Annotated in this window: 31 protein-coding genes; 23 read left to right on the plus strand and 8 right to left on the minus strand. The window is 60.2% G+C overall.

What is annotated here, in order from left to right; translation table 11 throughout:
• The first annotated feature begins 24 nt into the window (after positions 1-24).
• The 18 genes from M0814_RS21665 to recX all read left to right on the plus strand — a co-directional run bounded on the left by M0814_RS21665 (position 25) and on the right by recX (position 14,175).
• Entirely contained in the window at positions 25-609 is a 585-nt protein-coding gene (locus M0814_RS21665; protein WP_103484530.1) for a hypothetical protein, read from the plus strand.
• Positions 606-785, plus strand: coding sequence for a DUF2635 domain-containing protein (locus M0814_RS21670; RefSeq protein WP_103484531.1), 180 nt, complete (start codon positions 606-608; stop codon positions 783-785). Before M0814_RS21665 ends, M0814_RS21670 begins: the two co-directional genes overlap by 4 nt.
• Positions 785-2,281, plus strand: a complete 1,497-nt coding sequence (locus M0814_RS21675; protein ID WP_103484532.1) for a phage tail sheath subtilisin-like domain-containing protein — start codon at positions 785-787, stop codon at positions 2,279-2,281. The genes M0814_RS21670 and M0814_RS21675 overlap by 1 nt, the downstream gene beginning before the upstream one ends.
• A 67-nt stretch (positions 2,282-2,348) precedes the next feature.
• Positions 2,349-2,696, plus strand: a complete 348-nt coding sequence (locus tag M0814_RS21680) for a phage tail tube protein (RefSeq protein ID WP_007964335.1) — start codon at positions 2,349-2,351, stop codon at positions 2,694-2,696.
• Positions 2,693-2,989: a phage tail assembly protein gene (locus M0814_RS21685; protein ID WP_003222226.1), complete on the plus strand. Its 297-nt coding sequence runs from the start codon at positions 2,693-2,695 to the stop codon at positions 2,987-2,989. Before M0814_RS21680 ends, M0814_RS21685 begins: the two co-directional genes overlap by 4 nt.
• 130 nt (positions 2,990-3,119) lie before the next feature.
• On the plus strand, positions 3,120-4,700 hold the full coding sequence (locus M0814_RS21690) for a phage tail protein (protein WP_103484533.1): 1,581 nt from the start codon (positions 3,120-3,122) through the stop codon (positions 4,698-4,700).
• Positions 4,687-5,925, plus strand: coding sequence for a DNA circularization N-terminal domain-containing protein (locus tag M0814_RS21695; RefSeq protein ID WP_103484534.1), 1,239 nt, complete (start codon positions 4,687-4,689; stop codon positions 5,923-5,925). Before M0814_RS21690 ends, M0814_RS21695 begins: the two co-directional genes overlap by 14 nt.
• Positions 5,926-5,928: 3 nt before the next feature.
• Positions 5,929-6,978 carry a phage baseplate assembly protein gene (locus M0814_RS21700; protein ID WP_103484535.1) on the plus strand — a complete coding sequence of 350 codons (1,050 nt, stop codon included), beginning with the start codon at positions 5,929-5,931 and terminating at the stop codon, positions 6,976-6,978.
• A gap of 135 nt (positions 6,979-7,113) precedes the next feature.
• Positions 7,114-7,623, plus strand: coding sequence for a phage baseplate assembly protein V (locus M0814_RS21705; RefSeq protein ID WP_103484536.1), 510 nt, complete (start codon positions 7,114-7,116; stop codon positions 7,621-7,623).
• On the plus strand, positions 7,623-8,021 hold the full coding sequence (locus M0814_RS21710) for a phage GP46 family protein (RefSeq protein ID WP_103484537.1): 399 nt from the start codon (positions 7,623-7,625) through the stop codon (positions 8,019-8,021). Before M0814_RS21705 ends, M0814_RS21710 begins: the two co-directional genes overlap by 1 nt.
• The gene (locus M0814_RS21715; RefSeq protein ID WP_103484538.1) at positions 8,011-9,054 is read left to right on the plus strand and encodes a baseplate J/gp47 family protein; all 1,044 of its coding nucleotides are present in this window, start codon (positions 8,011-8,013) and stop codon (positions 9,052-9,054) included. Before M0814_RS21710 ends, M0814_RS21715 begins: the two co-directional genes overlap by 11 nt.
• On the plus strand, positions 9,042-9,641 hold the full coding sequence (locus tag M0814_RS21720; RefSeq protein WP_103484539.1) for a putative phage tail protein: 600 nt from the start codon (positions 9,042-9,044) through the stop codon (positions 9,639-9,641). The genes M0814_RS21715 and M0814_RS21720 overlap by 13 nt, the downstream gene beginning before the upstream one ends.
• A gap of 13 nt (positions 9,642-9,654) precedes the next feature.
• Positions 9,655-10,815: a phage tail protein gene (locus M0814_RS21725; RefSeq protein WP_103484540.1), complete on the plus strand. Its 1,161-nt coding sequence runs from the start codon at positions 9,655-9,657 to the stop codon at positions 10,813-10,815.
• Positions 10,816-10,921: 106 nt separating this feature from the next.
• The gene (locus M0814_RS21730; RefSeq protein WP_047291983.1) at positions 10,922-11,488 is read left to right on the plus strand and encodes a glycoside hydrolase family 19 protein; all 567 of its coding nucleotides are present in this window, start codon (positions 10,922-10,924) and stop codon (positions 11,486-11,488) included.
• Positions 11,467-11,985: a lysis system i-spanin subunit Rz gene (locus M0814_RS21735; RefSeq protein ID WP_103484541.1), complete on the plus strand. Its 519-nt coding sequence runs from the start codon at positions 11,467-11,469 to the stop codon at positions 11,983-11,985. Before M0814_RS21730 ends, M0814_RS21735 begins: the two co-directional genes overlap by 22 nt.
• Positions 11,986-12,053: 68 nt before the next feature.
• Positions 12,054-12,554 carry a CinA family protein gene (locus tag M0814_RS21740; RefSeq protein ID WP_103484542.1) on the plus strand — a complete coding sequence of 167 codons (501 nt, stop codon included), beginning with the start codon at positions 12,054-12,056 and terminating at the stop codon, positions 12,552-12,554.
• Between the two features lie 83 nt (positions 12,555-12,637).
• Complete coding sequence (gene recA, locus M0814_RS21745; RefSeq protein WP_003222269.1) at positions 12,638-13,696, plus strand: recombinase RecA; 1,059 nt, start codon at positions 12,638-12,640, stop codon at positions 13,694-13,696.
• Between the two features lie 8 nt (positions 13,697-13,704).
• Complete coding sequence (recX, locus tag M0814_RS21750) at positions 13,705-14,175, plus strand: recombination regulator RecX (RefSeq protein WP_003222270.1); 471 nt, start codon at positions 13,705-13,707, stop codon at positions 14,173-14,175.
• Between the two features lie 55 nt (positions 14,176-14,230).
• Here recX and M0814_RS21755 read toward each other — a convergent pair whose 3' ends face one another.
• Positions 14,231-15,349 (minus strand): TIGR00730 family Rossman fold protein, encoded by a 1,119-nt coding sequence (locus M0814_RS21755; protein ID WP_103484543.1) that lies wholly within the window; start codon positions 15,347-15,349, stop codon positions 14,231-14,233.
• A gap of 352 nt (positions 15,350-15,701) precedes the next feature.
• Here M0814_RS21755 and M0814_RS21760 point away from each other — a divergent pair, with 352 nt between their 5' ends.
• Positions 15,702-15,896 (plus strand): hypothetical protein, encoded by a 195-nt coding sequence (locus tag M0814_RS21760; RefSeq protein WP_003222272.1) that lies wholly within the window; start codon positions 15,702-15,704, stop codon positions 15,894-15,896.
• On the opposite strand, the gene M0814_RS21765 is transcribed toward M0814_RS21760, so the two are convergent.
• Positions 15,897-16,322, minus strand: coding sequence for a PA3611 family quorum-sensing-regulated virulence factor (locus M0814_RS21765; protein WP_103484544.1), 426 nt, complete (start codon positions 16,320-16,322; stop codon positions 15,897-15,899).
• A gap of 189 nt (positions 16,323-16,511) precedes the next feature.
• Here M0814_RS21765 and M0814_RS21770 point away from each other — a divergent pair, with 189 nt between their 5' ends.
• From M0814_RS21770 to M0814_RS21780, 3 genes are all read left to right on the plus strand, one after another.
• Positions 16,512-17,258, plus strand: a complete 747-nt coding sequence (locus tag M0814_RS21770; protein ID WP_103484545.1) for a tRNA-uridine aminocarboxypropyltransferase — start codon at positions 16,512-16,514, stop codon at positions 17,256-17,258.
• 225 nt (positions 17,259-17,483) lie between these two features.
• The gene (gene erdR / locus M0814_RS21775) at positions 17,484-18,134 is read left to right on the plus strand and encodes a response regulator transcription factor ErdR (RefSeq protein WP_003222275.1); all 651 of its coding nucleotides are present in this window, start codon (positions 17,484-17,486) and stop codon (positions 18,132-18,134) included.
• Between the two features lie 74 nt (positions 18,135-18,208).
• Positions 18,209-18,571: a diacylglycerol kinase gene (locus M0814_RS21780; protein WP_003222276.1), complete on the plus strand. Its 363-nt coding sequence runs from the start codon at positions 18,209-18,211 to the stop codon at positions 18,569-18,571.
• On the opposite strand, the gene M0814_RS21785 is transcribed toward M0814_RS21780, so the two are convergent.
• On the minus strand, positions 18,568-19,494 hold the full coding sequence (locus M0814_RS21785) for a LysR family transcriptional regulator (protein WP_045122319.1): 927 nt from the start codon (positions 19,492-19,494) through the stop codon (positions 18,568-18,570). The two genes, M0814_RS21780 and M0814_RS21785, sit on opposite strands and share 4 nt — an antisense overlap.
• 133 nt (positions 19,495-19,627) lie before the next feature.
• Here M0814_RS21785 and fpr point away from each other — a divergent pair, with 133 nt between their 5' ends.
• A complete protein-coding gene (gene fpr, locus M0814_RS21790; RefSeq protein WP_003222277.1) occupies positions 19,628-20,407 on the plus strand; it encodes a ferredoxin-NADP reductase in 780 nt (259 codons plus the stop codon).
• Positions 20,408-20,564: 157 nt separating this feature from the next.
• Here fpr and tsaA read toward each other — a convergent pair whose 3' ends face one another.
• The 5 genes from tsaA to rimO all read right to left on the minus strand — a co-directional run bounded on the left by tsaA (position 20,565) and on the right by rimO (position 24,919).
• A complete protein-coding gene (gene tsaA / locus M0814_RS21795; protein WP_103484546.1) occupies positions 20,565-21,263 on the minus strand; it encodes a tRNA (N6-threonylcarbamoyladenosine(37)-N6)-methyltransferase TrmO in 699 nt (232 codons plus the stop codon).
• A gap of 185 nt (positions 21,264-21,448) precedes the next feature.
• Positions 21,449-21,916: a DUF1456 family protein gene (locus tag M0814_RS21800; protein WP_003222279.1), complete on the minus strand. Its 468-nt coding sequence runs from the start codon at positions 21,914-21,916 to the stop codon at positions 21,449-21,451.
• A gap of 72 nt (positions 21,917-21,988) precedes the next feature.
• A complete protein-coding gene (locus tag M0814_RS21805) occupies positions 21,989-22,699 on the minus strand; it encodes an rRNA pseudouridine synthase (protein ID WP_003222280.1) in 711 nt (236 codons plus the stop codon).
• A 189-nt stretch (positions 22,700-22,888) separates the two neighbouring features.
• Positions 22,889-23,362: a GNAT family N-acetyltransferase gene (locus M0814_RS21810; RefSeq protein ID WP_003222281.1), complete on the minus strand. Its 474-nt coding sequence runs from the start codon at positions 23,360-23,362 to the stop codon at positions 22,889-22,891.
• A 219-nt stretch (positions 23,363-23,581) separates the two neighbouring features.
• Positions 23,582-24,919, minus strand: a complete 1,338-nt coding sequence (rimO, locus tag M0814_RS21815) for a 30S ribosomal protein S12 methylthiotransferase RimO (RefSeq protein WP_003222282.1) — start codon at positions 24,917-24,919, stop codon at positions 23,582-23,584.
• Between the last annotated feature and the right edge of the window lie 105 nt (positions 24,920-25,024).

The raw sequence follows: 25,024 nt of genomic DNA on the forward strand, positions 1-25,024 counted from the left end.
TCATTTCAACTCTGGAACACCACCATGAAGATCACCCCGATCCTCACGCAACTGCGTGGGCAATGCCCAAGCCTTGCCAATCACATTGCGGTGGGCGTCGATCTGGCGTTGCTGCAAGGCAACGCGGATCTGCCGACACCCTCGGCCCACGTGCTGCCCCTGGCGGATCTCGCCAGCACCAGCACCGCACAAAACCTCACCGCCCAACCGATCCGCGACCGCTTCGAAATCGTCCTCGCGCTTGACGCAACCGACGCTACAAAAGCGCTGGATCTGTTGCACGACCTGCGTGCCGAACTGTGGCGTGCGCTGGTGGGGTTCAAGCCGGGCAGCGACTACAGCGCCATCGTCTACGACGGCGGCGAAATGGTCTCGATCAACAGCAGCCGGGCCTTCTATCGGCTGCGCTTTTTTGCCGAGTTCCAGCTTGGCCGCAATCTGCCAAGTCAGCCTGCGGAGAGCTGGCACGAACGTGAACTGGACGGTTTGTCGTCCTTTACCGGGGTCACCGTGCGGGTCGATGCGATCGATCCGGCCGACCCCAATCTGAAACACCCGGGCCCTGACGGGCGCGTGGAACTGACTTTCTCTGGAGACGTAACCCCATGAGCAATCGCATCACCGTACTGCCGGCCGCTGGCCGTGCCGTGCCTGACCCGGAAGCGGGCGATCTGCTGCCCCTCGAAGGCCGTGAAGTGCTGGACAGCGCCTGGTGGCGCCGGCGTCTGGCCGACGGCGATATCACAATCAAAACCGTAAAAGTCAAAGCACAGGGAGCCAAATAATGGCGATCGGATTCAGCAACATCCCCGCGGACATTCGTGTACCGCTGTTCTATGCCGAAATGGACAACTCGGCCGCTAATAGCGCGACGTCGACCATGCGCCGTTTGATCGTCGCTCAGGTCAACGACAATATCGCCCCGAGCGAAGTCGGCAAACTGGTGCTGGTCTCCAGCGTCGCGCTGGCAAAAAGCATCGGTGGTCAGGGCTCGATGCTCGCCTCGATGTACGAGACGTTCCGCAAGGCCGACCCGATCGGCGAGATCTGGTGCCTGCCGCTGCACAACGCTGAAGGCGCCATCGCCAAAGGCGTGCTGACCCTGACCGGCACCGCGACTCAGGCTGGCGTACTCAACCTGTACGTCGCTGGTGTGCGGGTGCAGGCCACCGTGGTCAACGGTGCCACCGCTGCACAAGCGGCCACCGCTCTGGCGCAGAAAATCAACGCCACTGCCGATCTACCGGTCAGTGCGGCAGCCGTCGACGGCACCGTGACCGTGAGCGCCAAATGGGTTGGCGACAGCGGTAACGACATCAGCCTGCAGTTCAATCGTCTGGGCAAGAGCAACGGCGAAGACACTCCGCCAGGCCTGGTCACGACTGTCACGGCAATGATCGGCGGCGTCGGCGTGCCGGATCAGGTAGCAGCGGTTGCCGCGCTGGGTGACGAACCGTTCGAGTTCATCGCTTTGCCATGGTCGGATCTGGCCACTCTCAACACCTGGCAAGCAGTCATGGATGACAGCACCGGTCGCTGGTCCTGGGCCAAGCAACTGTTCGGTCACGTCTACAGCGCCAAGCGTGGCACCGTTGGCACTCTGGTCGCCGCAGGCCAGGGCCGCAACGACCAGCACATGACCATTCAGGCGCTGGAGCCGGGCGTACCGCAACCGTTCTGGGTACAAGCTGCCGCACTGGCTGCGCGCACCGCGGTGTTCATCTCCGCCGATGCCAGCCGTCCGACGCAAAGCGGCAGCCTGCCGGGCGTTGATCCGGCACCGGCCAGCGAACGTTTCACCCTGACCGAGCGTCAGTCGCTGCTCAACTACGGCATTGCCACCGCGTACTACGAAGGCGGTTACGTGCGCATCCAGCGTTCGATCACCACCTACCAGAAGAACGCTTACGGTCAGGCCGACAACTCCTACCTGGACAGCGAAACCATGCACCAGTCGGCGTTCATCGTGCGTCGTCTGCAAAGCGTGATCACCAGCAAATACGGGCGCCACAAACTGGCCTCCGATGGCACCCGTTTCGGCGCCGGTCAGCCGATCGTCACCCCGGCGACCATTCGCGGCGAGCTGATCGCGCAGTACGCCAAGCTGGAACTGGAAGGCCACGTGGAGAACGCCGAGCTGTTCGCCGAGCACCTGATCGTCGAGCGCGACGTGCAGGACCCGAGCCGCGTGAACGTGCTGTTCCCGCCGGATTACATCAACGGTCTGCGCGTGTTCGCACTGCTCAACCAATTCCGTCTGCAATACGACGACGCGGCCTGATCGCCGCGTTAGGCCGTAAGCATTCAGCCCACCTCGGTGGGCTTTTTTATTTGAAGGGAGTAACACCATGGGTCAAGTGATTGCAGGCACCTGCTACGTCAAAGTCGACGGTGCACAACTGACTATCAACGGCGGCTGCGAAGCCCCGCTGATGGCCGTCAAACGCGAAACCGTCGTACCGGGTTTCTACAAGGAAACCGACGTTGCGCCGTCGTTCAAAGTGACCGCGCTGCACACCGCCGACTTTCCGCTGAAGAAGCTGATCGAAGGCACCGACATCACCGTCACCTGCGAATTCAGCAACGGCAAGGTCTACGTGCTGGCCGGTGCCTATCTGGTCGAAGAACCGGTTTCCAAGGGCGATGACGCCACCATCGAACTGAAATTCGAAGGCATCAAGGGGACCTGGCAATGAGCGGCGCCGTGAAGCTTCAGGTTGCGATCGAAGCTCACGGCGAGCCCCTGACCGAACTCGTCCTGCGCCGTCCGACGGTGCAGGAAGTGCGAGCGATCAAGGCGCTGCCGTACAAGATCGACAAGAGCGAAGAAGTCAGCCTCGACATGGACGTGGCGGCCAAATACATCGCCGTGTGCGCCGGCATCCCGCCGTCGTCGGTCAATCAGCTCGATCTGGCTGACCTCAACGCGCTGAGCTGGGCCGTTGCGAGTTTTTTCATGAGTGCGGCGTCGGAGCCATCACCGACCTGATCGCAGTCGCCTATGACCTGGCCTGGTTCTGGAAGGTTGACCCCGAACAGATGATGGCCAGGCCACTGGATGTGCTCCGCGAATCGCTGGAGCACGCGCAACGGATCAATGCGATGCAGCAGGTGCAGTGATGGCAGACGAAGAAAAGAAAGTGCAAACACCGGTGCTGATCACGGGCATCGATGAACTGTCGCCCAAACTCGGCGCCCTGCGAGTAAAGGTCGAGAGCTTCAAGAAAAATCTCGAACAGACCGGACTTGGCAAGCTCGATATCAGTGGTCTGTTCAAGGGCGGCAGCGTGATCACGCCGTTCGTGGACGGGATCAAATCGGCGGCGGCGTTTCAGGGCAAATTGACTGAAGTCAGCGAGACGGCGAAAACCGTGGATCTGCCTGCCGCACCGAAAGTCGCTGCGCAGAACATGAACGTGTTCAGTGCGTCGATGGAGAAGGTCTCCAATGCGGTGAATGCCGCATTGGTGCCGGCGGTCGGTGCTGTGGTCGTTGGGCTTGAGCCGATGCTGACCGGTTTCGGCAGTTTGCTCGATGACAACCCGGAACTGGTGCAAGGTCTGGCGGCGGGGGCGATCGCGTTTTCGGCGATGCAAACCGCCGTGGCCGGTGCAACCCAGGTGTTTGACGTGATGAGCATGGTGATGAAGGCCAATCCGATCATGCTGATTGCCACGGGCATTGCCTTGGCCGCCGGTTTGATCGTGGCTTACTGGAAACCGATTTCGACGTTTTTTATCGGGCTCTGGCAGAAGATTGCCCCAGTCGTCATTCCGATGGCCGAGTTCTTCAAGACAATGTTCAGTTACACGCCGCTGGGGCTGTTGATCAGCAATTGGGGACCGGTCACAGGGCTTTTCTCGACGATATGGGACGGCCTCAAGGCTGTGGCGGCGCCGGTGATCGAGTTCTACAAAACCTTGTTCAACTATTCGCCGCAAGGGCTGATTGTGAACAACTGGGGGCCTCTGGTGGATCTTTTCTCATCGATCTGGGACTTGCTCAGAGCGGTGTCGGTGCCCGTGCAGGCGTTCCTGAAAAGCTTCTTTGACTGGTCGCCGCTTGAGGTGATTCAGGCTATCTGGGGCGGTGTGGTCAGTGTGTTCTCGGCGATCTGGGATTACATCAAGCTGCCGTTCCTTGCGACATACGCGATTATTCGCGAGCAGCTAGGCTGGTCGCCTTTGGAAAAGATCATCGAGAACTGGGCGCCCGTTACAGCGTGGATTGAAAAGTGGGCGCAGAAATTTCAGGACGCGATCGCACCGATCAAGGATTTCTTCAATGGCGGTTTTGGTGAGTTGATCGCCGATGCCAAGGCCCGCGTGGATGTCTTCACCCAGGCCCAGTTGAAAACCAATGCCGAGGGTAAAGGCGAATTGGCACCGGTGTTTTTCAAGGCCGAAAACCCATCCACCGAGAGTGAATTGTCTGCACCGGGCAAGCTGGCCTCACCCGGCAATCTGCCGGAAAAACCGGCGTTACAGGGCGGCTCTCTGTCGCAAACCTCCAACAGCCTGATCCAGCAAAGCGCGCTCAACAACCGTACACAACTCGAAGGCGGCCTGACCGTGCGCTTCGAAAATGCGCCGGCAGGGCTGCGCACCGATCAACCGCAAACCAATCAACCAGGCCTGGCGCTGTCTTCGCGCATCGGCTATCGCTCGTTGTCCGTGGGAGGTTCCAATGAACTGGCGTGACCGTTTGTTGCCAGCATCATTTCGCGGTGTAGGCTTCTGGATCGATCAGGTGAAAACCCCGGTCGGTCGCAAGGGGCAGTTGCACGAGTATCCGCAACGCGACCTGCCGTATTTCGAGGATCTCGGTCAGCAGGCCAGGACCCACGATCTGACTGCGTTCATTATCGGCGCCGATTGCCTGGAACAGCGCGACAAGCTGCTCAAGGCGCTGGAACTGGGCAGTGGCGAGTTGGTGCACCCGTGGCTGGGGCGCCTGCAAGTCAGGGTCGGTGAGTGCGACATGACCCATACCCGCCAGGACGGTGGGTTGGTGACCTTCACGCTGAAGTTCTATCCCGATCAGCCGGTCCCGTTTCCGACGGCCACCGTCAGTACTCAGAAGGTGTTGCTGGCCAAGGCCGATACGCTACTGGGTTCGGCTGTCGCGCGTTTCGAGCAGGCGATGACGCTGATCAAGGCCGCGCGGATCGGTATTGCCAATCTGCGTAATAGCCTCACCGGCGTTTATGAGGTGATCAAGGAGCAACTCAAGCCGCTGATCGAGCAGTACAAGGAAATTACCGAACTGGTGAAAGCGGTAAAGGAATTGCCCAAGGAAGTAGCCGCCGAGTTCAAGGGTTTGCTCGGCGATATCAAGGAGCTCAAGGCGTTCGCGAAGGAGGGCTACCGTGGCGTGATAGCTGACGTGTCGCAGCAGCTCGAAGCGATTCGCAAGGCCGATGCGCCGAGGCTCACCACGGGTAAGGACACCAGTGCTGCGGCACAGGCCATGGCCGATCTGGTGCAGGACACGATGCTGGTAAAAGTCGCCCAATGGGTCGCATCGATGCCAGTGGCAACCTCCCCGGTCAAGCTGCAATCGATACCTTCGGTGGGACAGCAGGTGCATCAGCCAGTCACTCGTCAGGAAGTGCCCGTCACGGACGACATGCAGGCGCTGCGTGATGCGGTGGCGGTGGCCGTCAATCCGATGCTGGACAAGGCTGGCCCGGTGCATTTTCAGGCGATCAATGATCTGAAGGATGCCTTGAATGCGCACCTCAAGGCCGTGGCTTCGTCGGGGGTGCGGCTGGTCAGCAAGTCATTTCAGGAAAGTCTGCCGGCACTGGTGGTGGCCTACAAACAGTTTACCGATGCCACGCGAGTCGACGAAGTGAGCCAACGCAACGCGGCTGCCCATCCCGGGTTCATGTCGCCCAATGACGTGAAAGTCTCCAGGGAGTGAGCCATGAGCGAGATGGATAATCGCGTCACGCTGACCGTCGGCGAGATGGAGTATGGCGGTTGGAAAAGTGTTGAAATCACCGCGGATCTGGAGCGTCAGTTCCGCACTTTCAAGCTCGATATCACCTGGCAATGGCCGGGGCAGACGGTGGATCAGCGCATCGCCGCCGGCGATGCCTGCGAGGTACGGATCGGCAAGGATCTGGTGTTGACCGGGTACGTGTTCAAGGCGCCGATCCGCTATGACGGGCGGCAGATCAGTTTGAGCATCGAGGGCAGTTCCTGTACGCAGGATCTTGTGGATTGCGCCGCGATCAATCGCCCGAACCAGTGGAAAGACCAGCCGATGCTGAGCATCGTCCAAGCGCTGGCGTCTTCTTACAAGGTCAACGTGGTCAGCGAAATTGCTGAAACCACACGGCTGGGCAGTTACACCATCGTCCCGGGTGAGACGGTGTTTCAATCCATCGACCGATTGCTCTCGTTGTTTCGGGTGTTTTCTACCGATGACGCACAAGGCCGGTTGTTGCTGGCCAAGCCGGGCAGCAGTGGCCGGGCCAGTGATGTACTGGAGCTGGGCAAGAATATTCTCTCGGCCAACGCGCCGATGGATTACAGCCAGGTGTTCTCCGAATACCGGGTCATCGGCCAGCAGAAGGGCAGCGATCAGAAAAGCGGCGCGGCGGTCAGCGAGATTGAATCGATCGCTACCGATCTGGGCTACAAGCGACGTCGCGTAACCGTGATCAACGAGGGCTTGCAGATCAACCCTGATCTGTCGCTCAAACGGGCTCTCTGGGAAAGCGCCACTCGTGTTGGCCGGGCACAGACCACTACTTATCAGGTGCAGGGCTGGCGCCAGTCCAATGGCGATCTGTGGCGCCACAACACGCTGGTGAAGGTCAAGGATCCGGTGCTCGGCTTTGACGGCGACATGCTGATCTCCAAGGTCACCTATTCGCTGTCGGCGCAAGGCTCGGTGACCACGCTGCAAGTGGCACCGCCGCAGACCTTTGATCCCGATCCCACGCCTCCGAAAAAATCTTCGGCCTGACACCACCCCTGTAGGAGTGAGCCTGCTCGCGATAGCGGTAGACCGGCCACTGAAAGGTCGACTGCACTGACGCCATCGCGAGCAGGCTCACTCCTACAGTTGACCGCGTCGTGCCCATCTTTTGAAGGACAATTCATGAGCCTACTGACACGCCTGCTGGCGCGCGGCACCGTCGTGCTCGCCAACTCGGCATCCAAGCTGCAATCGCTGCAAATGCGCCTCACCGCCGGTGAACTGAACGACGACATCGAGCATTTCGAACCTTATGGCTTCACCAGTCGACCCCTGGCCGGGGCTGAGGGGGTTGTCACCTTCCTTGGCGGTGACCGCTCCCACGCCATCGCACTGGTGATCGCCGACCGGCGATATCGCCTGCAATCGCTGACCAATGGCGAAGTGGCGATCTACACCGACGAGGGTGACAAGATCCATTTCCGGCGCGGGCGAATAATCGACATCGAGACTTCCACGCTGAACATCCGCGCCAGTACGGCGGTGAACTTCGACACGCCGGTGCTCAATCAGACCGGCAAGATCGTGTCCACCGGCGATCAAATTGCCGGTGCGGTGAGCCAGCTCAACCATATGCATGTCGGCGTGCAACCGGGCAGCGGTCAGACCGGCGCACCGGTAGGAGGCAAATAATGCTCATCAGCCAGAACCTCCACGCCGCATTGACCCGCGCCGTGCTCATCAGCCTGTTCACCTGGCGCCGCGCCGCAGATGACGACGCCCTCGACGACGAAGAGCGTTATGGCTGGTGGGGCGACACCTTTCCCACCGTCGCCGACGACCGCATCGGCTCGCGGCTGTGGCTGTTGCATCGAGTCAAGCTGACCCGACAGACCCAGATGGACGCCGAGTTCTATGCCCGCGAAGCCCTGCAATGGCTGATCGACGACGGCCACTGCAGCGCCATCGACATCATCAGCGAACGCCTCGACGCCCAGCGCCTGAACCTGCGCACGGTTCTGACCCTGGCCGATGGCGAACGTCTGGACATCAACCCCGATAACAGTTGGCAGGTGATCTATGCCGTTTGAAACCCCTTCGCTGCCGGTGCTGATCAAGCGCACCCAAAGCGACCTGGCCGGCGATTCGCTGCGCCAGTCCGATGCGCAAGTGCTGGCCCGTACTCTTGGTGGTGCGGTGTACGGTCTGTATGGCTATCTCGACTGGATTGCCCAGCAGATCCTGCCCGACAAGGCCGACGAATCGACCCTGGAACGTATCGCCGCACTGCGTCTTAACCAGCCGCGCAAACCCGCCCAGGCGGCCAAAGGCAGTGTCAGATTCACAGCTACCCCCGGTGCCGTGCTGGATGTCGATACGCTATTGCAATCGACTGACGGACGTACCTACAGGGTCACGGCTGCGAGCACGGCGCGCAACGGCATCAACATCACGACCATCGCTGCGCTGGAGGCCGGCAGCCTGGGTAATGCCGATGCCGGTCTGACGCTCAGCCTGGTGCAGCCGATCGCCGGCATTCTCGGCAATACCTTTGTGGTCCTGGCTCCCGGGCTCACGGGCGGTGTCGCCGAGGAAAGCCTTGAGTCAATGCGCGCCCGGGTGATTCGTTCCTATCGCCTCATTCCTCACGGCGGTTCGGCGCAAGACTATGAAACCTGGGCGCTGGAATGCCCGGGGATTACCCGAGCGTGGTGCCGGGGCAATTTCCTCGGGCCCGGCACCGTGGGTTTATTCGTCATGCGTGACGACGATCTGCAGCCGATTCCCAATGAGCAACAGCTGGCAGATGTCCATGCCTACATCGAGCCGTTGCGCCCGGTGACTGCCGACGTGCGGGTATTGGCTCCGGTGCAGGTGCCGGTCAATTACAAGCTGCGGATCACTCCCGACACCAGCGCTGTGCGCGCCGCGATCGAAAACCAGCTGCGCGATCTGCACAACCGCGAGGCCGGCCTCGGAGAGACCCTGTTGCTGAGCCATATCGGCGAAGCCATCAGCAGCGCCACCGGAGAGACAGATCACCGGCTCGATGCACCTTCAGCCGACGTCACGGCCGCCGAGAATCAGTTGCTGACTTTTGGGGGTATCGAATGGCTGTCTTGAGAGATGTCGCGCAGTACCGCGACCAACTGCGCAGCCTCCTGCCCAGCGGCCCGGCCTGGGAGATGGAGCGCCTGCCTGAACTCGATCAGGTGCTTGAAGGCGTCGCTGCTCAACTGGCGCATCTGGATGCGCGTGCCGTTGACCTGCTCAATGAGATGGATCCGGCGGGCGTCAGTGAACTGGTGCCGGACTGGGAGCAGCTGATGAACCTGCCCGACCCGTGTCTGGGAGCGACGCCGCTGTATGACGACCGGCGTCTGGCCGTACGCCGACGGTTGCTGGCAGTTGGCAATCAGAACGCCGCGTATTTCATTGAGGTCGCCCGCAGTCAGGGTTATCCGGACGCCACCGTCAACGAACTGCGAGTCCCGCGCATGGGCCGATCGCGGTTTGGCAGCGCCCATTTCGGCACCTGGAAGGCGCAGTTCATGTGGATCCTCAATACCGGCGGGCGTCTGGCCACCGGACGTCGCTTTGGCGCCAGTTACTGGGGCGAACGCTTCGGCATGAATCCGGGCTCGGCCCTGGAATGTCTCATTCACCGCAGTGCACCGGCTCATACGCAGGTGTACATCAATTTTGAATAAGGAATAAACAGAAATGGATTACCCGAAAAGTGTACCTAGCGCAGGTCTGGTCAATGGCAAGTTTGTCGATGAAAACCCGATTGCCGGGACTCCGGGATCGCTGATCCCGGCGGTGTGGGGCAACTCCGTAACCGAGGAGATACTCGGCGTGATCAAGGGGGGGGCGCTGGTTCCCGATGAAGCCAACGTCGGGCAGTTGTTGACCGCTGTGCGCAAAATCAATCAGGCCGGCCTCATCGATTTTGCTTTGGATACCGGCACCGCCAACGCTTACGCTGCGACCTATTCGCCAGCACCGACCTTACTGGTCGATGGCATGGTCTTGCGTTTCAAGGCCCTGAATACCAACACCGGGGCCAGTACTTTCTCTGTCGCGGGCTCAGTAGCCAAGCCTCTGGTCAGCATTGACCACACGCCACTTCGCTCCGGCGAAATCGTCGCGACCGGGGATGTCTGGGTGCAATGGAACAGTTCCCTGGGCAGTGGCGCCTGGATTCTGATTGCGAGCTCGGGCGTGGCGAGGCAATTGGGTGCCGATGTTGGCGATGTGAAAGCCGTTGCAACAGTCGATGCGCCGAGCGGCTGGCTCAAGTGCAACGGTCAGCCGGTGTTGAGGACGCAATACGCCAACCTGTTTGCCGCCATCGGTACACGGTTTGGTGCCGGCGATGGCGCCAACACGTTCAACCTTCCAGACTTGCGTGGTGAATTTGTCCGCGGTCTGGACGATGGTCGTGGTGTCGATCCGGGGCGCGTGCTGGGCAGCAAGCAGGCAGGGCAGAACGCTTCGCACATTCACGATGTATCGGCCGCTGCCGCAGGCAACCATGCCCACGCCGCACGCACGGATGCTGCCGGGCTGCACTCCCACGGTGGGGCCGTCGTCGGCGGCGGCGCCTTCAACATCGACACTGTCATGGGCGGGCAGGGCGTCATTAACGGCGGTAGTACAGCCGGTTCGATCATGGGTTCCAGCTCCGCGCCTTCCGTCAATCGCAACTTTACAACCAACGCGCCGGCGCATTCCCACGGTATCGTGGCTGATGGCAACCATGCGCACAACGTCGGCGTGGACGCGGCAGGGCAACATACGCACACGATGTCGGTTGCGGCGTCGGGTGGTAATGAAGCTCGACCAATGAACACTGCTCTGTTGTATGTCATCAAATACTGATTGAGCCCTTGCCAGACAGCACCCTGAAAAAACCGGAATAAAATGGCTGACAGGCATTCGCTGTCAGTCATGGTTCACTGGGAACATCCAGGGAGGATTACGCATCATGCAAATAACTGAAGACAACCTTAAAACCATCATGCCCAACGCCCGCAGCCAAGCGGGCGTTTTTGTTTCTGCACTGAATAACGCAATGACTCGGCGCCATATCGACTCGCCCAAACGCATCGCTGCGTTCCTCGCGCAAATCGGCCACGAGTCGGGGCAGTTGCAGTACGTGCGCGAACTGGGCAACAACCAGTATCTGAGCAAATACGACACCGGCACGCTGGCGTTACGTCTGGGCAACACGCCGGAGGCCGACGGCGACGGACAGAAGTACCGTGGTCGCGGGCTGATCCAGATCACCGGGCGCAGCAACTATCGCCAGTGCAGTCTCGGCCTGTTCGGCGATGAACGTCTGCTGTCCTTGCCGGAGTTGCTGGAGCAACCGCAATGGGCGGCCGAATCCGCAGCATGGTTCTGGGAACAGAACGGCTTGAACGATCTGGCCGATCGCGACCAGTTCAACAGCATCACCCGCCGAATCAACGGCGGGTTGAACGGTTTGCAGGATCGCCTCGATATCTGGGCGCGGGCGAGGGCGGTGCTATGTCCGTCTCCTGGCGCCTGATCGGCGTTTTGTCGCTGGCTGCGTTGGCCGCCGCGCTGGCCTGGCAGTTTCAGGACTGGCGCTACGGGCGACAACTGGCCGAGCAGGCGCGGCAGCACGCCGACACCCTCAATCAACTGACCTCGGCCGCCGCCACCGCACAGCAGGCCGAGCAGGACAAGCGTCTGGCGCTGGAGCAACGGCTCACAGCCAGTGAACAAACCCACTACCGAGCCATGAGCGATGCCCAACGTGATCAGGATCGCCTGCGCGATCGTCTTGCCACTGCTGATGTGCGCCTGTCAGTCCTCATCGACGCCGGCGATGCTGCCCCAGGCTGCGGGGTGCCAGCCGCCACCGGCCCCGGCGGCGTGGATCATGCAGCCGTACGCGCCCGACTTGACCCGGCGCATGCTCAACGAATTATCGCCATCACCGACACCGGTGACCGCGGACTGATTGCTCTGCAAGCCTGTCAGGCCTATGTCAGAGCGCTGGCGCCTGAACATTTTGAATGAGTCTGTGTATTGAAAGCGCAACCGGGTCGTGTACGGTGGTAGTCATTCCACCCGATCCGGAGCGCACCGTGAAAGAGATCACTCAACTGGCTGCCGAGCTTGGCCGACGTTTGCAGTTGCTCAACGCCCACGTCACCACGGCCGAATCGTGTACCGGTGGCGGGATTGCTGAAGCGATCACGCGGATTCCCGGCAGCTCGGCATGGTTCGAGGCCGGTTATGTGACGTACTCCAACCGGCAGAAAACCCGACAACTGAATGTGCCTGCGGAATTGTTCGACACCGTGGGGGCAGTCAGTCGCGAGGTGGTCGAATCGATGGTGCGTGGCGCGCAGAAGCACAGCCTGGCGCGGTTTGCCGTGGCGGTCAGCGGCGTGGCCGGGCCCGACGGCGGCACACCGAACAAACCGGTGGGCACGGTGTGGCTGGCCTGGGGCGTGGGCGATGCGGTTTCCAGCGAGGTTCAGCACTTCTCGGGCAACCGCGACGAGGTGCGCCGACAAACGGTGAAGGCCGCGCTAGAGGGGCTGCTGCGACTAGCGGCACGAGAAATCGAAAATCAGGGGTAGGCGATCCGCGAACGCTGTGGAATAATACTGGCTACTTATACAGGTGTTGGCCGTCAGGCCTTATTGATTACGTGAGGACTTTAATGGACGACAACAAGAAGAAAGCCTTGGCTGCGGCCCTGGGTCAGATCGAACGTCAATTCGGCAAGGGTGCCGTGATGCGTATGGGCGATCAGGACCGTCAGGCGATCCCGGCTATCTCCACCGGCTCTCTGGGTCTGGACATCGCACTCGGCATCGGCGGTCTGCCAAAAGGCCGTATTGTTGAAATCTACGGTCCTGAATCTTCCGGTAAAACCACACTGACGCTGTCCGTGATCGCCCAGGCTCAAAAAGCCGGCGCGACCTGCGCCTTCGTCGACGCCGAACACGCCCTCGACCCTGAGTACGCCGGCAAGCTGGGCGTTAACGTCGACGACCTGCTGGTTTCCCAGCCGGACACCGGTGAACAGGCCCTGGAAATCACAGACATGCTGGTGCGTTCCAACGCGGTTGACGTGATCATCGTCGACTCCGTGGCGGCACTGGTGCCGAAGGCTGAAATCGAAGGCGAAATGGGTGACATGCACGTGGGCCTGCAAGCCCGTCTGATGTCCCAGGCGCTGCGTAAAATCACCGGTAACATCAAGAACGCCAACTGCCTGGTGATCTTCATCAACCAGATCCGCATGAAGATCGGTGTGATGTTCGGCAGCCCGGAAACCACCACCGGTGGTAACGCGCTGAAGTTCTACGCCTCGGTTCGTCTCGACATCCGCCGTACCGGTGCGGTGAAGGAAGGCGACGAAGTGGTCGGCAGCGAAACCCGCGTCAAGGTTGTGAAGAACAAGGTGGCTTCGCCGTTCCGTCAGGCCGAGTTCCAGATTCTTTACGGCAAGGGCATCTACCTCAACGGCGAAATGATCGACCTGGGCGTGCTGCACGGTTTCGTCGAGAAGTCCGGCGCCTGGTATGCCTACGAAGGCACCAAGATCGGTCAGGGCAAGGCCAACTCGGCCAAGTTCCTGGCAGACAACCCGGAAGTCGCTGCCAAGCTCGAGAAGCAACTGCGTGACAAACTGCTGTCGCCAGCCGTGATTGCGGACTCCAAGGCCTCTGCGGTCAAAGAGACCGAAGACGATCTGGCCGACGCTGATATCTGATAACAGCGATGACCACCGCCGTACTCGATACCCTCGTCGCGGTGCGGCGAACCGCCATGGATCTGCTCGCTCGACGCGAGCATGGTCGAGTCGAGCTGACGCGCAAGCTGCGTCAGCGCGGCGCCGAGGCGGAAATGATCGAAACAGCCCTCGACCGATTGACGGAAGAGGGGCTGCTTTCCGAAGCCCGTTACCTTGAAAGCTTTGTTTCCTACCGTGCCCGTTCCGGCTACGGCCCTTTGCGCATTCGCGAAGAGCTGGGCCAGCGAGGTTTGCAACGCGCCGATATCGAACTCGCCCTGCGTGAAAGCGGTATCGACTGGCAGGAGCAGCTTCGCGAGACATGGCAACGCAAGTTTTCCGGACACTTACCGATCGATGCCAAGGAGCGCGCCAAACAGGGCCGCTTCCTCGCCTATCGGGGCTTCTCGATGGAGATGATCAACCGCTTGTTCAGCGGTAGAGGGATGGACGATTAAAACGGTTGAACAAAAACGGCCCGCTATGAAAATAGCGGGCCGTTTTTTTTTGCCTTCAGATTACCTTCGATGGCTCACGTGCACGTTGGGTGGTCTGCGGTTTGCTGTGGGCCCAGTTTTCCGGGAGGTTGATGTAGTCCACCAGTTCCCTTAGTCGGCCATGGTTCCGCGCATTGAACGCGAAGGCCAGTCGCACCAGGTGGCTGTACTGCGCTTCGTCGTGTTCCTCGCCGCTGTAGGCGTGTTGATGGAACTGGTCACTCAGGCACAGATCAGCGAAAGCTTCTTGCATATGTTCCAGGGCCTGATCGCTAAGCTTGTGGTTCATACGAATCACGAACTGACGCTTGAGCCAGCGGCTGGAGTGGAAGTTGCCGTAGAACTGATTGATCTGCTGTACCGCCTCATCGACGCTGTAGACCAGGCGCATCAGTTTCAGGTCGGTGGGCAGGATGTAGTGGTTCTCTTCGAGCTGTTGGCGAATGAAATCCAGTGCGCCTTGCCAGAACGTTCCGCCCGGCACATCGAGCAGCACCACGGGCACCAATGGACTTTTGCCGGTCTGGATCAGTGTCAGTACTTCCAGTGCCTCGTCCAGTGTGCCGAACCCGCCAGGGCACAGCACCAGTGCGTCGGCTTCCTTGACGAAGAACAGTTTGCGGGTGAAGAAGAAATGGAACGGCAGCAAGTTGCCTGTGCCGTCCACTGTCGGGTTCGCATGTTGCTCGAAGGGCAGAGTGATGTTGAACCCGAGACTGTGGTCGCGCCCGGCACCTTCGTGCGCGGCGGCCATTATCCCGCCACCGGCACCGGTGATGACCATCATGTCCGAGCGTGTCAGAGCCGCGCCGAGTTCTCGGGCCATGGCATACAGCGGATGCTCGACCGGCGTGCGTGCCGAACCGAACACCGTGACTTTGCGTCGTCCCTTGAACTTCTCGAGAACCCGGAACGCCTGCTCCAGCTCGCGCAGGGCCTGCAGGGTGATCTTGGCGTTCCAGCGGTTGTGATCTTCCTCGGCCATGCGCAGCACGGTCAGGATCATGTCGCGGTAAATCGGCAGGTTCGGACTGTTGGGGGAAATCTGGTTGAGTTGTTCTTCGACCTTGCTGATGAGGTCGGGGAGTTGTTCCTGAAAATGCCGACTGAGCAGGTCATTCGGTTGGTAAGGCATTCAACGTCTCCTTCTGCACAGAGCGGGTGGCCCTGACGTGCGGCGTCAGTGCCGCGCTGCAAAAAACACACACGATCGGCAGCTCCTTTGCTGCCGTGAACAAGTGATCGGGAACACTTTGAATCTAGACCTTTGCACGGATTTGCGCTGACTTGATCATTGCCCCGCAGAATCCTTTCTGGCAACTGCTGATTGCCTCTTCACGTAATCAGTCACCGCTCGTCCGAACGTACACCGTAGAGCAATCGCTCTGATTTACTAACCTACAGGCACCGCACGACAGCTTCGCGTCAACGGGCGTATGCAAGGTGCGCGCTTTTCAAGGATTCGTGGTGGCAAGGAGGCGGGATAGATGGCCAGAGTGATTCTGGAAATCGATACGCAGCTGTATCGGATGTTGAAAGCATCAGCCGAGACCAACCAAGTGAGTCTCGAAGAGGAGTGCTGCCGACGGTTGGCAGGCGGGGAACGCCGTTCGCGTTATCTACAGGCTCTGGTGGCCGAATTGCGCGCCGAAGATGAACAACGGCGCGCCAATTCCCGATGATTACTTCTTCTTCGCCGGTGTAGCTTTCGGACAATCTGACTCTTGATAGCTGGCCGAACCGATTGCGCGGTTGGTCTTCACTTCGCTGAAGTCATAGCGCATCACGGCGCCCTTGGCCATCAGCTTGCGGTACGACGGGTTATTGCACACCGAAGCACCCAGCTGGAAATACACGGCTTTTGGGTCAGCGCGCATCTTCTCGGCGTGGCTGGCCTGCACACTCAGGTGGTTGATCAGCGTAGTGCCTTCGACGGTGTAGCCTTGATCGAGAATGTCTTCGTTGATCGCCCGTGGGGTGCCCACGCTGCTTTGCTCGGCGACACGACGTAGCTCTTGGTTCAGATTCTGCTCACTCAGGGACGCAGCGTGTGCGCTGAAGGACAACGCCATGGCGATGGCCGCGGTAGGAACGATAAGGCGCAGCATGAAACTCTCCTGATTCAGTGACTGGTGGTTCGACCAGCCCCGTGGCTGTGCGTTCAGTGGCGGCGAATTATAGGGGAGCCGGTCAGGACGGTACAGGCTTGTCCCCGTCGCTCTGATAAACTGCCAGCCTTTATTGCCTTGCCGAGTGTTGTTCGTGTCGAGTTTTCCTGCCTCCGGGCGCTGCCTGCAATGAATCACGCCCCTAACGCCGTCGCCCGCCTGCGCGACCAGCGCGAAGATGAAGGTATCAAGCCGATCCAGGCCCGTGGTTTCCGTTCCGAGCGTTGCCGCGATTGTCGTGTGATCATCAGCCACTGCCTGTGCGCCTGGCGTCCGACGGTGGAAACTCGATCCGGCGTATGCCTGATCATGACCGGCAAGGAAGTGTTCAAGCCGAGCAACACCGGCTGGCTGATCGCCGATGTGGTGCGCGACAACCATGCATTCATCTGGTCGCGCACCGAACCTGACCCGCAGATGCTGGCGCTGCTCGATGACCCGCAATGGCAGCCGTACCTGGTGTTTCCCGGCGAATACGTCGAGCCGTCACGGGTGACCAACACCGTCGCGCCCGATAGCAGCAAGCGTCCGTTGTTCATTCTGCTGGATGCGACCTGGACCGAGGCGCGCAAGATCTTTCGCAAGAGTCCGTATTTCGACCGCTTGCCGATCCTGAGCCTGCTGCCCGACAAACTTTCGCGTTATCGCCTGCGTCGCTCGACCCGCAGTGAGCACCTGTGCACCGCCGAGGTCGCGGCGTTGTGCCTTGAGCTGGCAGGTGACAGCGATGCCGCTTCTGCCCTTGACGCTTATTTCGATGTGTTCAGCCAACATTATCTGGGGGCCAAACAGCAGTTGAACGTCAACGAGGCGACCCCGGCCCACGCTGAGTTGTTGCCTTATATACGAAAGCCGCAAGCGGTGTTGGCGCGATAGTGGCCCATACTGCAGAGAGCGCCGGCCGTGCTGCTTGACCACCCCGGCTGCGCTGGGCATGCTTGGCGCCGATTAGGGTGCGGCCAAGGTTTGAAACGCCGTGTTTGCTTGTGATTGGCGTTGAACGTGCCCTTGTGGATACCGCTTTGGTAGCGGCATCTTGAGTTGCTTTGGCCAGGCCCGAATACACCGGGCCTGCCATCAAAAACAGGATCATTTTGAAAAATGGCCACATACGAAATCCTGATTGCCGATGATCACCCGCTGTTTCGTAGCGCGCTGCATCAAGCAGTAACCCTGGGACTCGGCCCGGATGTAAGGCTGGTGGAAGTGGCGAGCATCGCCGAACTGGAAACCCGCCTGACCGAAAAGGCCGACTGGGATCTGGTTCTGCTGGACTTGAACATGCCCGGTGCCTATGGATTTTCCGGACTGGTGCTGCTGCGGGGACAGTACCCGCAGATCCCGGTGGTAATGGTCTCGGCGCAGGAAGAAGCCTCGGTGATGGTCAAATCCCGCGAGTTCGGCGCCAGTGGCTTCATCCCCAAGTCCAGCGACCTGAGCGTGATTCAGCAAGCCGTGCGCAAAGTGCTCGATGGCGACGTGTTCTGGCCACCACAGGCGTTCGAGGCGGTCAGCGTCTCCGCCGAAGCCAAAGCCGCCAGCGACGGCCTCGCCAGCCTGACCCCGCAACAGTTCCGCGTATTGACCATGGTCTGTGAGGGCCTGCTGAACAAGCAGATTGCCTACGAGCTGAACGTCTCCGAAGCGACCATCAAGGCTCACGTCACGGCGATCTTTCGCAAGTTGAACGTGCGCACCCGGACACAGGCGGCCTTACTTCTGCAACAACTTGAGTCAATTCCGAGCCAATAATGGCTGGCGTCTTCACGCTTTTTTGACTTTTGTTGCTCTAGCTTTCCCACTCCTTTCTGGTTGGTTTTTACTTTATGTCACCTTTCAAGGGCCAGACCGGCCTGAAACGCATCCTCAACGCATCCGGCTACTCGCTGGACGGTCTGCGCGCCGCCTTCACCGGTGAAGCGGCATTTCGCCAACTGGTCCTGCTCAATGTGGTGCTGATTCCGCTGACGTTCTTCCTGAATGTCAGTCGCGTCGAACAGGCGCTGCTGATCGCCGTTTGCCTGCTGGCGCTGATCGTCGAGTTGCTGAATTCGGCGGTGGAAGCGGCCATTGACCGCATTTCGCTGGAACTGCACCCACTGTCGAAGAACGCCAAGGACATGGGCAGCGCCGCGCAATTCGTGGCCCTGAGCATGATTGCCCTGGTGTGGGCGGTGATTCTGCTTTAAGCGATACTCGGCAAGACGATCTCGTCGCTGCGCTGCACCCCGGCGGTGAAGGCGCGGCACAGCTCGAGAAACTCGCGCATGGCCGAGGTCTGGTATTTTTGCTTGTGCCAGATGAAGTAGAACTGCCGGGACAGATCCAGATCCGGCGTTTCCACCGCCACCAGACTGCCGCGCCGAAAGGCATCACGCAGCGCCAGTCGCGAAATACAGCCAATCCCCAGCCCTGATTCCACCGCGCGTTTGATCGCTTCGGTGTGTTCCAGCTCTAGGCGGATATTCAGCGCACTGCGATGATGACGCATCGCCTGATCGAAGGTCAGGCGCGTACCGGAACCCTGTTCGCGCAGAATCCACGCCTCGTGCGTCAACTCTTCCATGGTCGCGCTGCCGCGCTTGGCGAGCGGATGCTGCGGAGCGCAAAACACCACCAGTTCATCTTCGACCCAGCTCTGCACTTCGATGTCCGGATGGCTGCAGTCGCCCTCGATTAGACCCAGATCAATTTCGTAGTGGGCGACTTGATGCACGATATTGGCAGTGTTCTGTACATGCAGCTTCACCTGGCTTTCCGGATGGCGCTGCATGAAACCGCCGATCAACAGGGTCGCCAGATAATTGCCGATGGTCAGCGTGGCGCCCACCGACAGTGAGCCGAAACCGGATTTGCCGTTGAGCAGGTCTTCGATTTCCTTGGACTGGTCGAGCAGGGCCACCGCTTGCGGCAGCAACTGTTTGCCGAGGGCGTTGAGGCTCAGCCGTTTGCCGGCGCGGTCGAACAGCTGGCAGCTGGACTGGCGCTCCAGTTCGGTGATCGAGGTGCTCGCCGCCGATTGCGAGAGGTTGAGCAGACCCGCAGCACGGGATACGCTTTCCTGCTGGGCGACGGCGACGAAGACTTGCAGTTGACGAAGAGTAAATCGCATATCGATATAACCGATAACCCTTATCTTAATAATCCAGTTAACAGATATTGTCGTCGCTATTAGAATGCGTTGCAATTGCGCACTGTCGGCCGCAAAGGCGAGCGCAGACCCAATATCCAGGAGTCCCACGTACATGAGCAACATGAACCACGAGCGTGTCCTCAGTGTTCATCACTGGAACGACACTCTGTTCAGCTTCAAGTGCACCCGCGATCCGGGCCTGCGCTTCGAGAACGGTCAGTTCGTGATGATCGGCCTGCAACAGCCAAACGGCCGCCCGCTTATGCGCGCTTACTCGATCGCCAGCCCGAACTGGGAAGAGCATCTCGAGTTCTTCAGCATCAAAGTGCCTGATGGTCCGCTGACCTCGCAGCTGCAGCACCTGAAGGAAGGCGACGAGATCATCATCTCGAAAAAGCCTACCGGCACCCTGGTGCTGGACGACCTGAACCCGGGCAAGCACCTGTATCTGCTGAGCACCGGCACGGGTCTGGCGCCATTCATGAGCGTGATCCAGGACCCGGAAACCTACGAGCGCTTTGAAAAAGTGATCCTGGTGCACGGCGTACGCTACGTCAACGAAGTCGCCTACCGCGAATTCATCACCGAGCACCTGCCGCAGAACGAGTTCTTCGGTGAAGCGCTGCGTGACAAGCTGATCTACTACCCGACCGTGACCCGCGAGCCGTTCGAAAACCAGGGCCGTCTGACCGACCTGATGCGCAGCGGCAAGCTGTTCAGCGACATCGGTCTGCCACCGATCAACCCGCAGGACGACCGCGCAATGATCTGCGGCAGCCCGAGCATGCTCGACGAGACCAGCGAAGTGCTCGACAGCTTCGGCCTGAAGATCTCGGCGCGGATGCGCGAGCCGGGTGACTACCTGATCGAGCGTGCATTCGTCGAGAAGTAAGAAACAAAATGTAGGAGTGAGCCTGCTCGCGATAGGGCCGTGTCAGTCGGTATCAATCTTGACTGACCCAACGCAATCGCGAGCAGGCTCACTCCTACAGAAAAGCGAAAGCCCGCGTTGCCTGAGAAGGCAGCGCGGGCTTTTTCGTTTCCGGGGTTTACGCAGAGGCCGGGATGACTTCCAGCACGCAAATCTGCTCCGGCGTCGGGTAATGCCAGCGCACGTCCAGATCCCAGAACTGCGCACCGTATTCGCGCTCCGGTGTCGGCGTCTGGTACGCCGGACGCGGATCCTGCGCCAGGCACTGCTCGATCAACTCGACCAGAGGCTCGCCAAGGCGCTGAGCATGGCTGTGCGCCTGTTGCAGCGCGGCGTCCGTCCACTGCACGTCAATCAGCTGTGGCGCAGCGCTGGCGATGCTGTTGGAGGCGTCAGCGATGATATCGGCGTAAGGCACGTAGGGTTTGATATCGAGAATCGGCGTGCCGTCGAGCAAATCGATCCCCGAGATGAACAGCCGATGGGCCTCGACTTTGTCCAGCTTCACCACCGACTGCCCGATGCCATTGGGACGGTGGGTCGCACGGGTGGCGAACACGCCCATGGACTTGTTACCGCCCAGACGCGGTGGCCGCACCTTCAGGCGCGGCTTTTCTTCCAGCGCCTGATGAAACAGGAACAACAGCCAGACATGGCTGACCTGCTCCAGACCTTGCACGGCGTCCCCCTGATCGAACGGCGCCACCAGCTCCAGCACACCACGGGCAGCGGGGGCCAATTGCGGCTGGCGCGGGATGGCGAACTTTTCCTTGAAACAGGAACGCACGAAGCCGATGGGGGAGACGTTGTAAGTCATGGTCTGGAGTCGAGGTGGGAGCGGGGTGGGGATGATAACCCGAGGTGGCCGGGCCGACGCCTTCGCGAGCAAGCCCGCTCCCACAGGGATCTCGAGTGGAGTCCGGTTTTGTGTCAGCCACAAAACCTGTGGGAGCGGGCTTGCTCGCGAAGGTCGCGCCGACGATTCAGAGCTTGTGGCGCAGATCAGCCGCGAACGCGCAGGGTCAGGCCCTTGAGGAAGTTGCGCAGCAACTGGTCGCCGCACGGGCGGTAGTTGGTGTGGCCGACCTTGCGGAACAGTGCGCTCAGCTCAGGCTTGGACACCGGAAACTCGGCAGCCTTGAGGATCGCGTGCATGTCGTCCTCTTTGAGTTCGAAGGCCACGCGCAGCTTCTTCAGGATGATGTTGTTGGTCACCGGCACTTCGATCGGCTGCGGCGGACGGCTTTCGTCCTTGCCACGCTTGAACACCACCAGACCGTCGAGGAAGTGCGCCATGACTTCGTCCGGGCAGCGCACGAAGCCTTCTTCGTCTTCTTCTTTCTTGTCGAGGTACGCGACGACGTCTTTCAGCTCCACGTCCAGGCCGCCGAGCTTGATGATCTCGATGACTTTCTTGTCGCTGATGTCGAGCATGTAGCGCACGCTGCGCAGTACGTCGTTATGAATCATGTGGGTAATCCTGATAATCGTTGTGGGCAACGCGCAGGCACGCTGCCGGAATGTGTGGCGGCAACAGAGGCTTTAGAACTTCTCTTTGCCGGACAGGTAGCGCCATTGGCCGAGCGGAACCTTGCCGATCGAGACGCCGCCGATGCGGATGCGACGAATGCCGACGACCTTCAGGCCAACCGCTTCACAGAACTGGGCGATGATCCCCGGCTGCGGGTTCTTCATGGCGAAGCGCAGGCGGTTTTCGTTCTGCCAGCTGGCCTTGACCGGCGGCAGCTCCTTGCCCTTGTGGGTGAGACCGTGCTGCAGGCGATTGAGGCCGTGGGCAACCATGTCGCCTTCGACTTCAACCACGTATTCCTGCTCGATCTTGGCCGCGTCGGCAGTCAGTTTGCGCAGTACTTTCCAGTCTTGGGTAAACACCAGCAGACCGCTGGCCTTCGGCTGCAGATCGGCGCTGGCGGTCAGGCGCAGGAAGTGGCCGCGCAGCGGACGTTTGCCGTAGCGGTGCTCGTCGCTGAGGGTGTCGGCGCTGAGCGATTGCATGGCGGTGTCGACGTCCATGCCGGCCGGCACGTTGAGCAGGATGGTCACCGGCTCCGGCGCGGTGGCCTGGGCGTCCTTGTCGAGTTCGACCTTCTGGTCGCCGACCTTGAATTGCGGTTCGTCGATCACTTCGCCGTCCACGGTGACCCAGCCGCCCTCGATGAACAGCTCGGCCTCCCGGCGGGAGCAACCGACCAGTTCGATGAGGCGTTTGGAGAGGCGAATCGGGTCAGTCATGACAGGGCCGTAACAAAAAAGGGGTGAGCATTGTACCTGCCTGGCGCCGGTTAAGCCCGGTTCCATTTCGGTAGGTGGTTTTTTGTAGGAGTGAGCCTGCTCGCGATTGCCGTCTAACATTCAGCATTGATGTCGGCTGGTCCGGCGCTATCGCGAGCAGGCTCACTCCTACAAAGGTTCTTTGGTGTGTCAGGCATGCTTCGAGCGCTGCTGATTCTGGCGCAAGCGCATATGCAGCAGCGGATACGGCTGGCCCATGCCATCTACCTCCGATCGGCCGATCACTTCAAAGCCCTGCTTGAAGTAAAACCCCAGCGCCTGAGGGTTCTGTTCGTTGACGTCCAGTTCATCGGCATTCAGATGCTGCATGGCGTAGTTCAGCAATTGCTTGCCCAGCCCCTGGCCACGGTGCGCGGGATCGATAAACAGCATTTCGATCTTGCCCGCCGCCACCCCGGCGAATCCGGTGATGCGCTGCTGATGGTCCTTGGTGCAGATCAGCATCACCGCGTCCAGATAACGGGTGAGCACCAGATTGCGCAGCAACTCGATGTAGCTGTCCGGCAGAAAATCATGGGTCGCGCGAACCGAGGCCTCCCAGACCCGTGTCAGTTCCTGATAATCGCTGAGTTTCGGCGTGTGAATGACCGAATGCTGACGCATGCCCGATGGCCTCTTGTTCGTTTCAAGGGAGTCCTTCCCCCGGTAAACGATAGCCGTAAAAAAGCCCCGCATCTCGTAAAAAAGAGCGAGGCTTTTGATGATACGACTATCCCCTGTGGGAGCGGGCTTGCTCGCGAAAGCAGTGTATCGGTCGACATATCCAATGCCTGATAAACCGCCTTCGCGAGCAAGCCCGCTCCCACAGGTATTTTGTGGTGCTTAGATCTGCTCAGCCCACAGGTCGTATTCGTCAGCGTCAGTCACCTTGCACCAGACCTTGTCGCCCGGCTTGAGGTTGCTGCCGTTGTCGATGAATACGTTACCGTCGATTTCCGGGGCATCGAAGAAGCAGCGGCCGACGGCGCCTTGCTCGTCGACTTCGTCCACCAGCACTTCGATCTCGCGGCCAATGCGCATTTGCAGGCGCGCCGAGCTGATCGCCTGCTGGTGCGCCATGAAGCGCTCCCAACGGTCTTGTTTGACGTCGTCCGGCACCACTTCCAGGTCCAGGTCATTGGCGGGCGCGCCATCGACCGGCGAGTACTGGAAGCAGCCGACGCGGTCGAGCTGGGCTTCGGTCAGCCAGTTCAGCAGGTACTGGAAGTCTTCTTCGGTTTCGCCCGGGAAGCCGACGATGAAGGTCGAACGGATGATCAGGTCCGGGCAGATTTCGCGCCAGTTCTTGATCCGCGCCAGGGTTTTGTCTTCGAACGCCGGGCGTTTCATCGCCTTCAGCACTTTCGGGCTGGCGTGCTGGAACGGGATGTCCAGGTACGGCAGGATCTTGCCGGCGGCCATCAGCGGGATCAACTCGTCGACGTGCGGGTACGGGTAAACGTAGTGCAGACGGACCCACACGCCCAAGGTACTCAGCGCTTCGCAGAGTTCGGTCATGCGGGTTTTCACCGGCGCGCCGTTCCAGAAACCGGTGCGGTATTTCACGTCGACGCCGTAGGCGCTGGTGTCTTGCGAGATCACCAGCAGCTCTTTGACGCCGGATTTGACCAGACGCTGGGCTTCGTCGAGTACATCACCCACCGGACGGCTGACCAGTTTGCCGCGCATCGACGGGATGATGCAGAAGCTGCAGCTGTGGTTGCAGCCTTCGGAAATCTTCAGGTAGGCGTAGTGACGCGGAGTGAGCTTGATGCCTTGCGGCGGCACCAGGTCGATCAGCGGGTTGTGATCCTGACGCGGTGGCACCACTTCGTGCACGGCGTTGACCACTTGCTCGTATTGCTGCGGACCGGTCACGGCCAGCACGCTCGGGTGTACGTCGCGGATATTGCCTTCTTCCACGCCCATGCAACCGGTGACGATCACCTTGCCGTTTTCCTTGATCGCTTCACCGATCACTTCCAGCGACTCAGCCTTGGCCGAGTCGATGAAGCCGCAGGTGTTGACCACCACCACGTCGGCGTCCTGATAGGTGGACACCACGTCATAGCCTTCCATGCGCAGCTGGGTCAGGATGCGCTCGGAGTCGACCAGTGCTTTCGGGCAACCCAGAGATACGAAGCCAACCTTTGGATTGGCCGGCGCAGGAGTGGTGGACATGTCTAACCTCGGTGTTTTGTGACGTCGCTTGCCTGGTGTGGAAGCTGACGGACGGGCGCTTGAAGTGCGCCTCTGATCAAAAAGTGCGCAATTCTAGCGATGAGC

Origin of the sequence: Pseudomonas sp. MWU12-2020 (genome assembly GCF_023100605.1) — a bacterium.
In the GTDB taxonomy this organism is placed as follows: Bacteria; Pseudomonadota; Gammaproteobacteria; order Pseudomonadales; family Pseudomonadaceae; genus Aquipseudomonas; species Aquipseudomonas fluorescens_H.

Bases quoted from the DNA above. Each gene is read 5' to 3' on its own strand.
- M0814_RS21690 (WP_103484533.1), top strand. From the start codon at position 3,120: ATGGCAGACGAAGAAAAGAAAGTGCAAACACCGGTGCTGATCACGGGC.
- M0814_RS21680 (WP_007964335.1), top strand. From the start codon at position 2,349: ATGGGTCAAGTGATTGCAGGCACCTGCTACGTCAAAGTCGACGGTGCA.
- M0814_RS21725 (WP_103484540.1), top strand. From the start codon at position 9,655: ATGGATTACCCGAAAAGTGTACCTAGCGCAGGTCTGGTCAATGGCAAG.
- erdR (WP_003222275.1), top strand. From the start codon at position 17,484: ATGGCCACATACGAAATCCTGATTGCCGATGATCACCCGCTGTTTCGT.
- M0814_RS21780 (WP_003222276.1), top strand. From the start codon at position 18,209: ATGTCACCTTTCAAGGGCCAGACCGGCCTGAAACGCATCCTCAACGCA.
- fpr (WP_003222277.1), top strand. From the start codon at position 19,628: ATGAGCAACATGAACCACGAGCGTGTCCTCAGTGTTCATCACTGGAAC.
- recX (WP_003222270.1), top strand. From the start codon at position 13,705: ATGACCACCGCCGTACTCGATACCCTCGTCGCGGTGCGGCGAACCGCC.
- tsaA (WP_103484546.1), bottom strand. From the start codon at position 21,263: ATGACTTACAACGTCTCCCCCATCGGCTTCGTGCGTTCCTGTTTCAAG.
- M0814_RS21810 (WP_003222281.1), bottom strand. From the start codon at position 23,362: ATGCGTCAGCATTCGGTCATTCACACGCCGAAACTCAGCGATTATCAG.
- M0814_RS21700 (WP_103484535.1), top strand. From the start codon at position 5,929: ATGAGCGAGATGGATAATCGCGTCACGCTGACCGTCGGCGAGATGGAG.
- M0814_RS21785 (WP_045122319.1), bottom strand. From the start codon at position 19,494: ATGCGATTTACTCTTCGTCAACTGCAAGTCTTCGTCGCCGTCGCCCAG.
- M0814_RS21730 (WP_047291983.1), top strand. From the start codon at position 10,922: ATGCAAATAACTGAAGACAACCTTAAAACCATCATGCCCAACGCCCGC.
- M0814_RS21735 (WP_103484541.1), top strand. From the start codon at position 11,467: ATGTCCGTCTCCTGGCGCCTGATCGGCGTTTTGTCGCTGGCTGCGTTG.
- M0814_RS21800 (WP_003222279.1), bottom strand. From the start codon at position 21,916: ATGATTCATAACGACGTACTGCGCAGCGTGCGCTACATGCTCGACATC.
- M0814_RS21720 (WP_103484539.1), top strand. From the start codon at position 9,042: ATGGCTGTCTTGAGAGATGTCGCGCAGTACCGCGACCAACTGCGCAGC.
- M0814_RS21705 (WP_103484536.1), top strand. From the start codon at position 7,114: ATGAGCCTACTGACACGCCTGCTGGCGCGCGGCACCGTCGTGCTCGCC.
- M0814_RS21670 (WP_103484531.1), top strand. From the start codon at position 606: ATGAGCAATCGCATCACCGTACTGCCGGCCGCTGGCCGTGCCGTGCCT.
- M0814_RS21765 (WP_103484544.1), bottom strand. From the start codon at position 16,322: ATGCTGCGCCTTATCGTTCCTACCGCGGCCATCGCCATGGCGTTGTCC.
- M0814_RS21760 (WP_003222272.1), top strand. From the start codon at position 15,702: ATGGCCAGAGTGATTCTGGAAATCGATACGCAGCTGTATCGGATGTTG.
- rimO (WP_003222282.1), bottom strand. From the start codon at position 24,919: ATGTCCACCACTCCTGCGCCGGCCAATCCAAAGGTTGGCTTCGTATCT.
- M0814_RS21715 (WP_103484538.1), top strand. From the start codon at position 8,011: ATGCCGTTTGAAACCCCTTCGCTGCCGGTGCTGATCAAGCGCACCCAA.
- M0814_RS21695 (WP_103484534.1), top strand. From the start codon at position 4,687: ATGAACTGGCGTGACCGTTTGTTGCCAGCATCATTTCGCGGTGTAGGC.
- M0814_RS21710 (WP_103484537.1), top strand. From the start codon at position 7,623: ATGCTCATCAGCCAGAACCTCCACGCCGCATTGACCCGCGCCGTGCTC.
- M0814_RS21665 (WP_103484530.1), top strand. From the start codon at position 25: ATGAAGATCACCCCGATCCTCACGCAACTGCGTGGGCAATGCCCAAGC.
- M0814_RS21755 (WP_103484543.1), bottom strand. From the start codon at position 15,349: ATGCCTTACCAACCGAATGACCTGCTCAGTCGGCATTTTCAGGAACAA.
- M0814_RS21770 (WP_103484545.1), top strand. From the start codon at position 16,512: ATGAATCACGCCCCTAACGCCGTCGCCCGCCTGCGCGACCAGCGCGAA.
- M0814_RS21685 (WP_003222226.1), top strand. From the start codon at position 2,693: ATGAGCGGCGCCGTGAAGCTTCAGGTTGCGATCGAAGCTCACGGCGAG.
- M0814_RS21805 (WP_003222280.1), bottom strand. From the start codon at position 22,699: ATGACTGACCCGATTCGCCTCTCCAAACGCCTCATCGAACTGGTCGGT.
- M0814_RS21675 (WP_103484532.1), top strand. From the start codon at position 785: ATGGCGATCGGATTCAGCAACATCCCCGCGGACATTCGTGTACCGCTG.
- recA (WP_003222269.1), top strand. From the start codon at position 12,638: ATGGACGACAACAAGAAGAAAGCCTTGGCTGCGGCCCTGGGTCAGATC.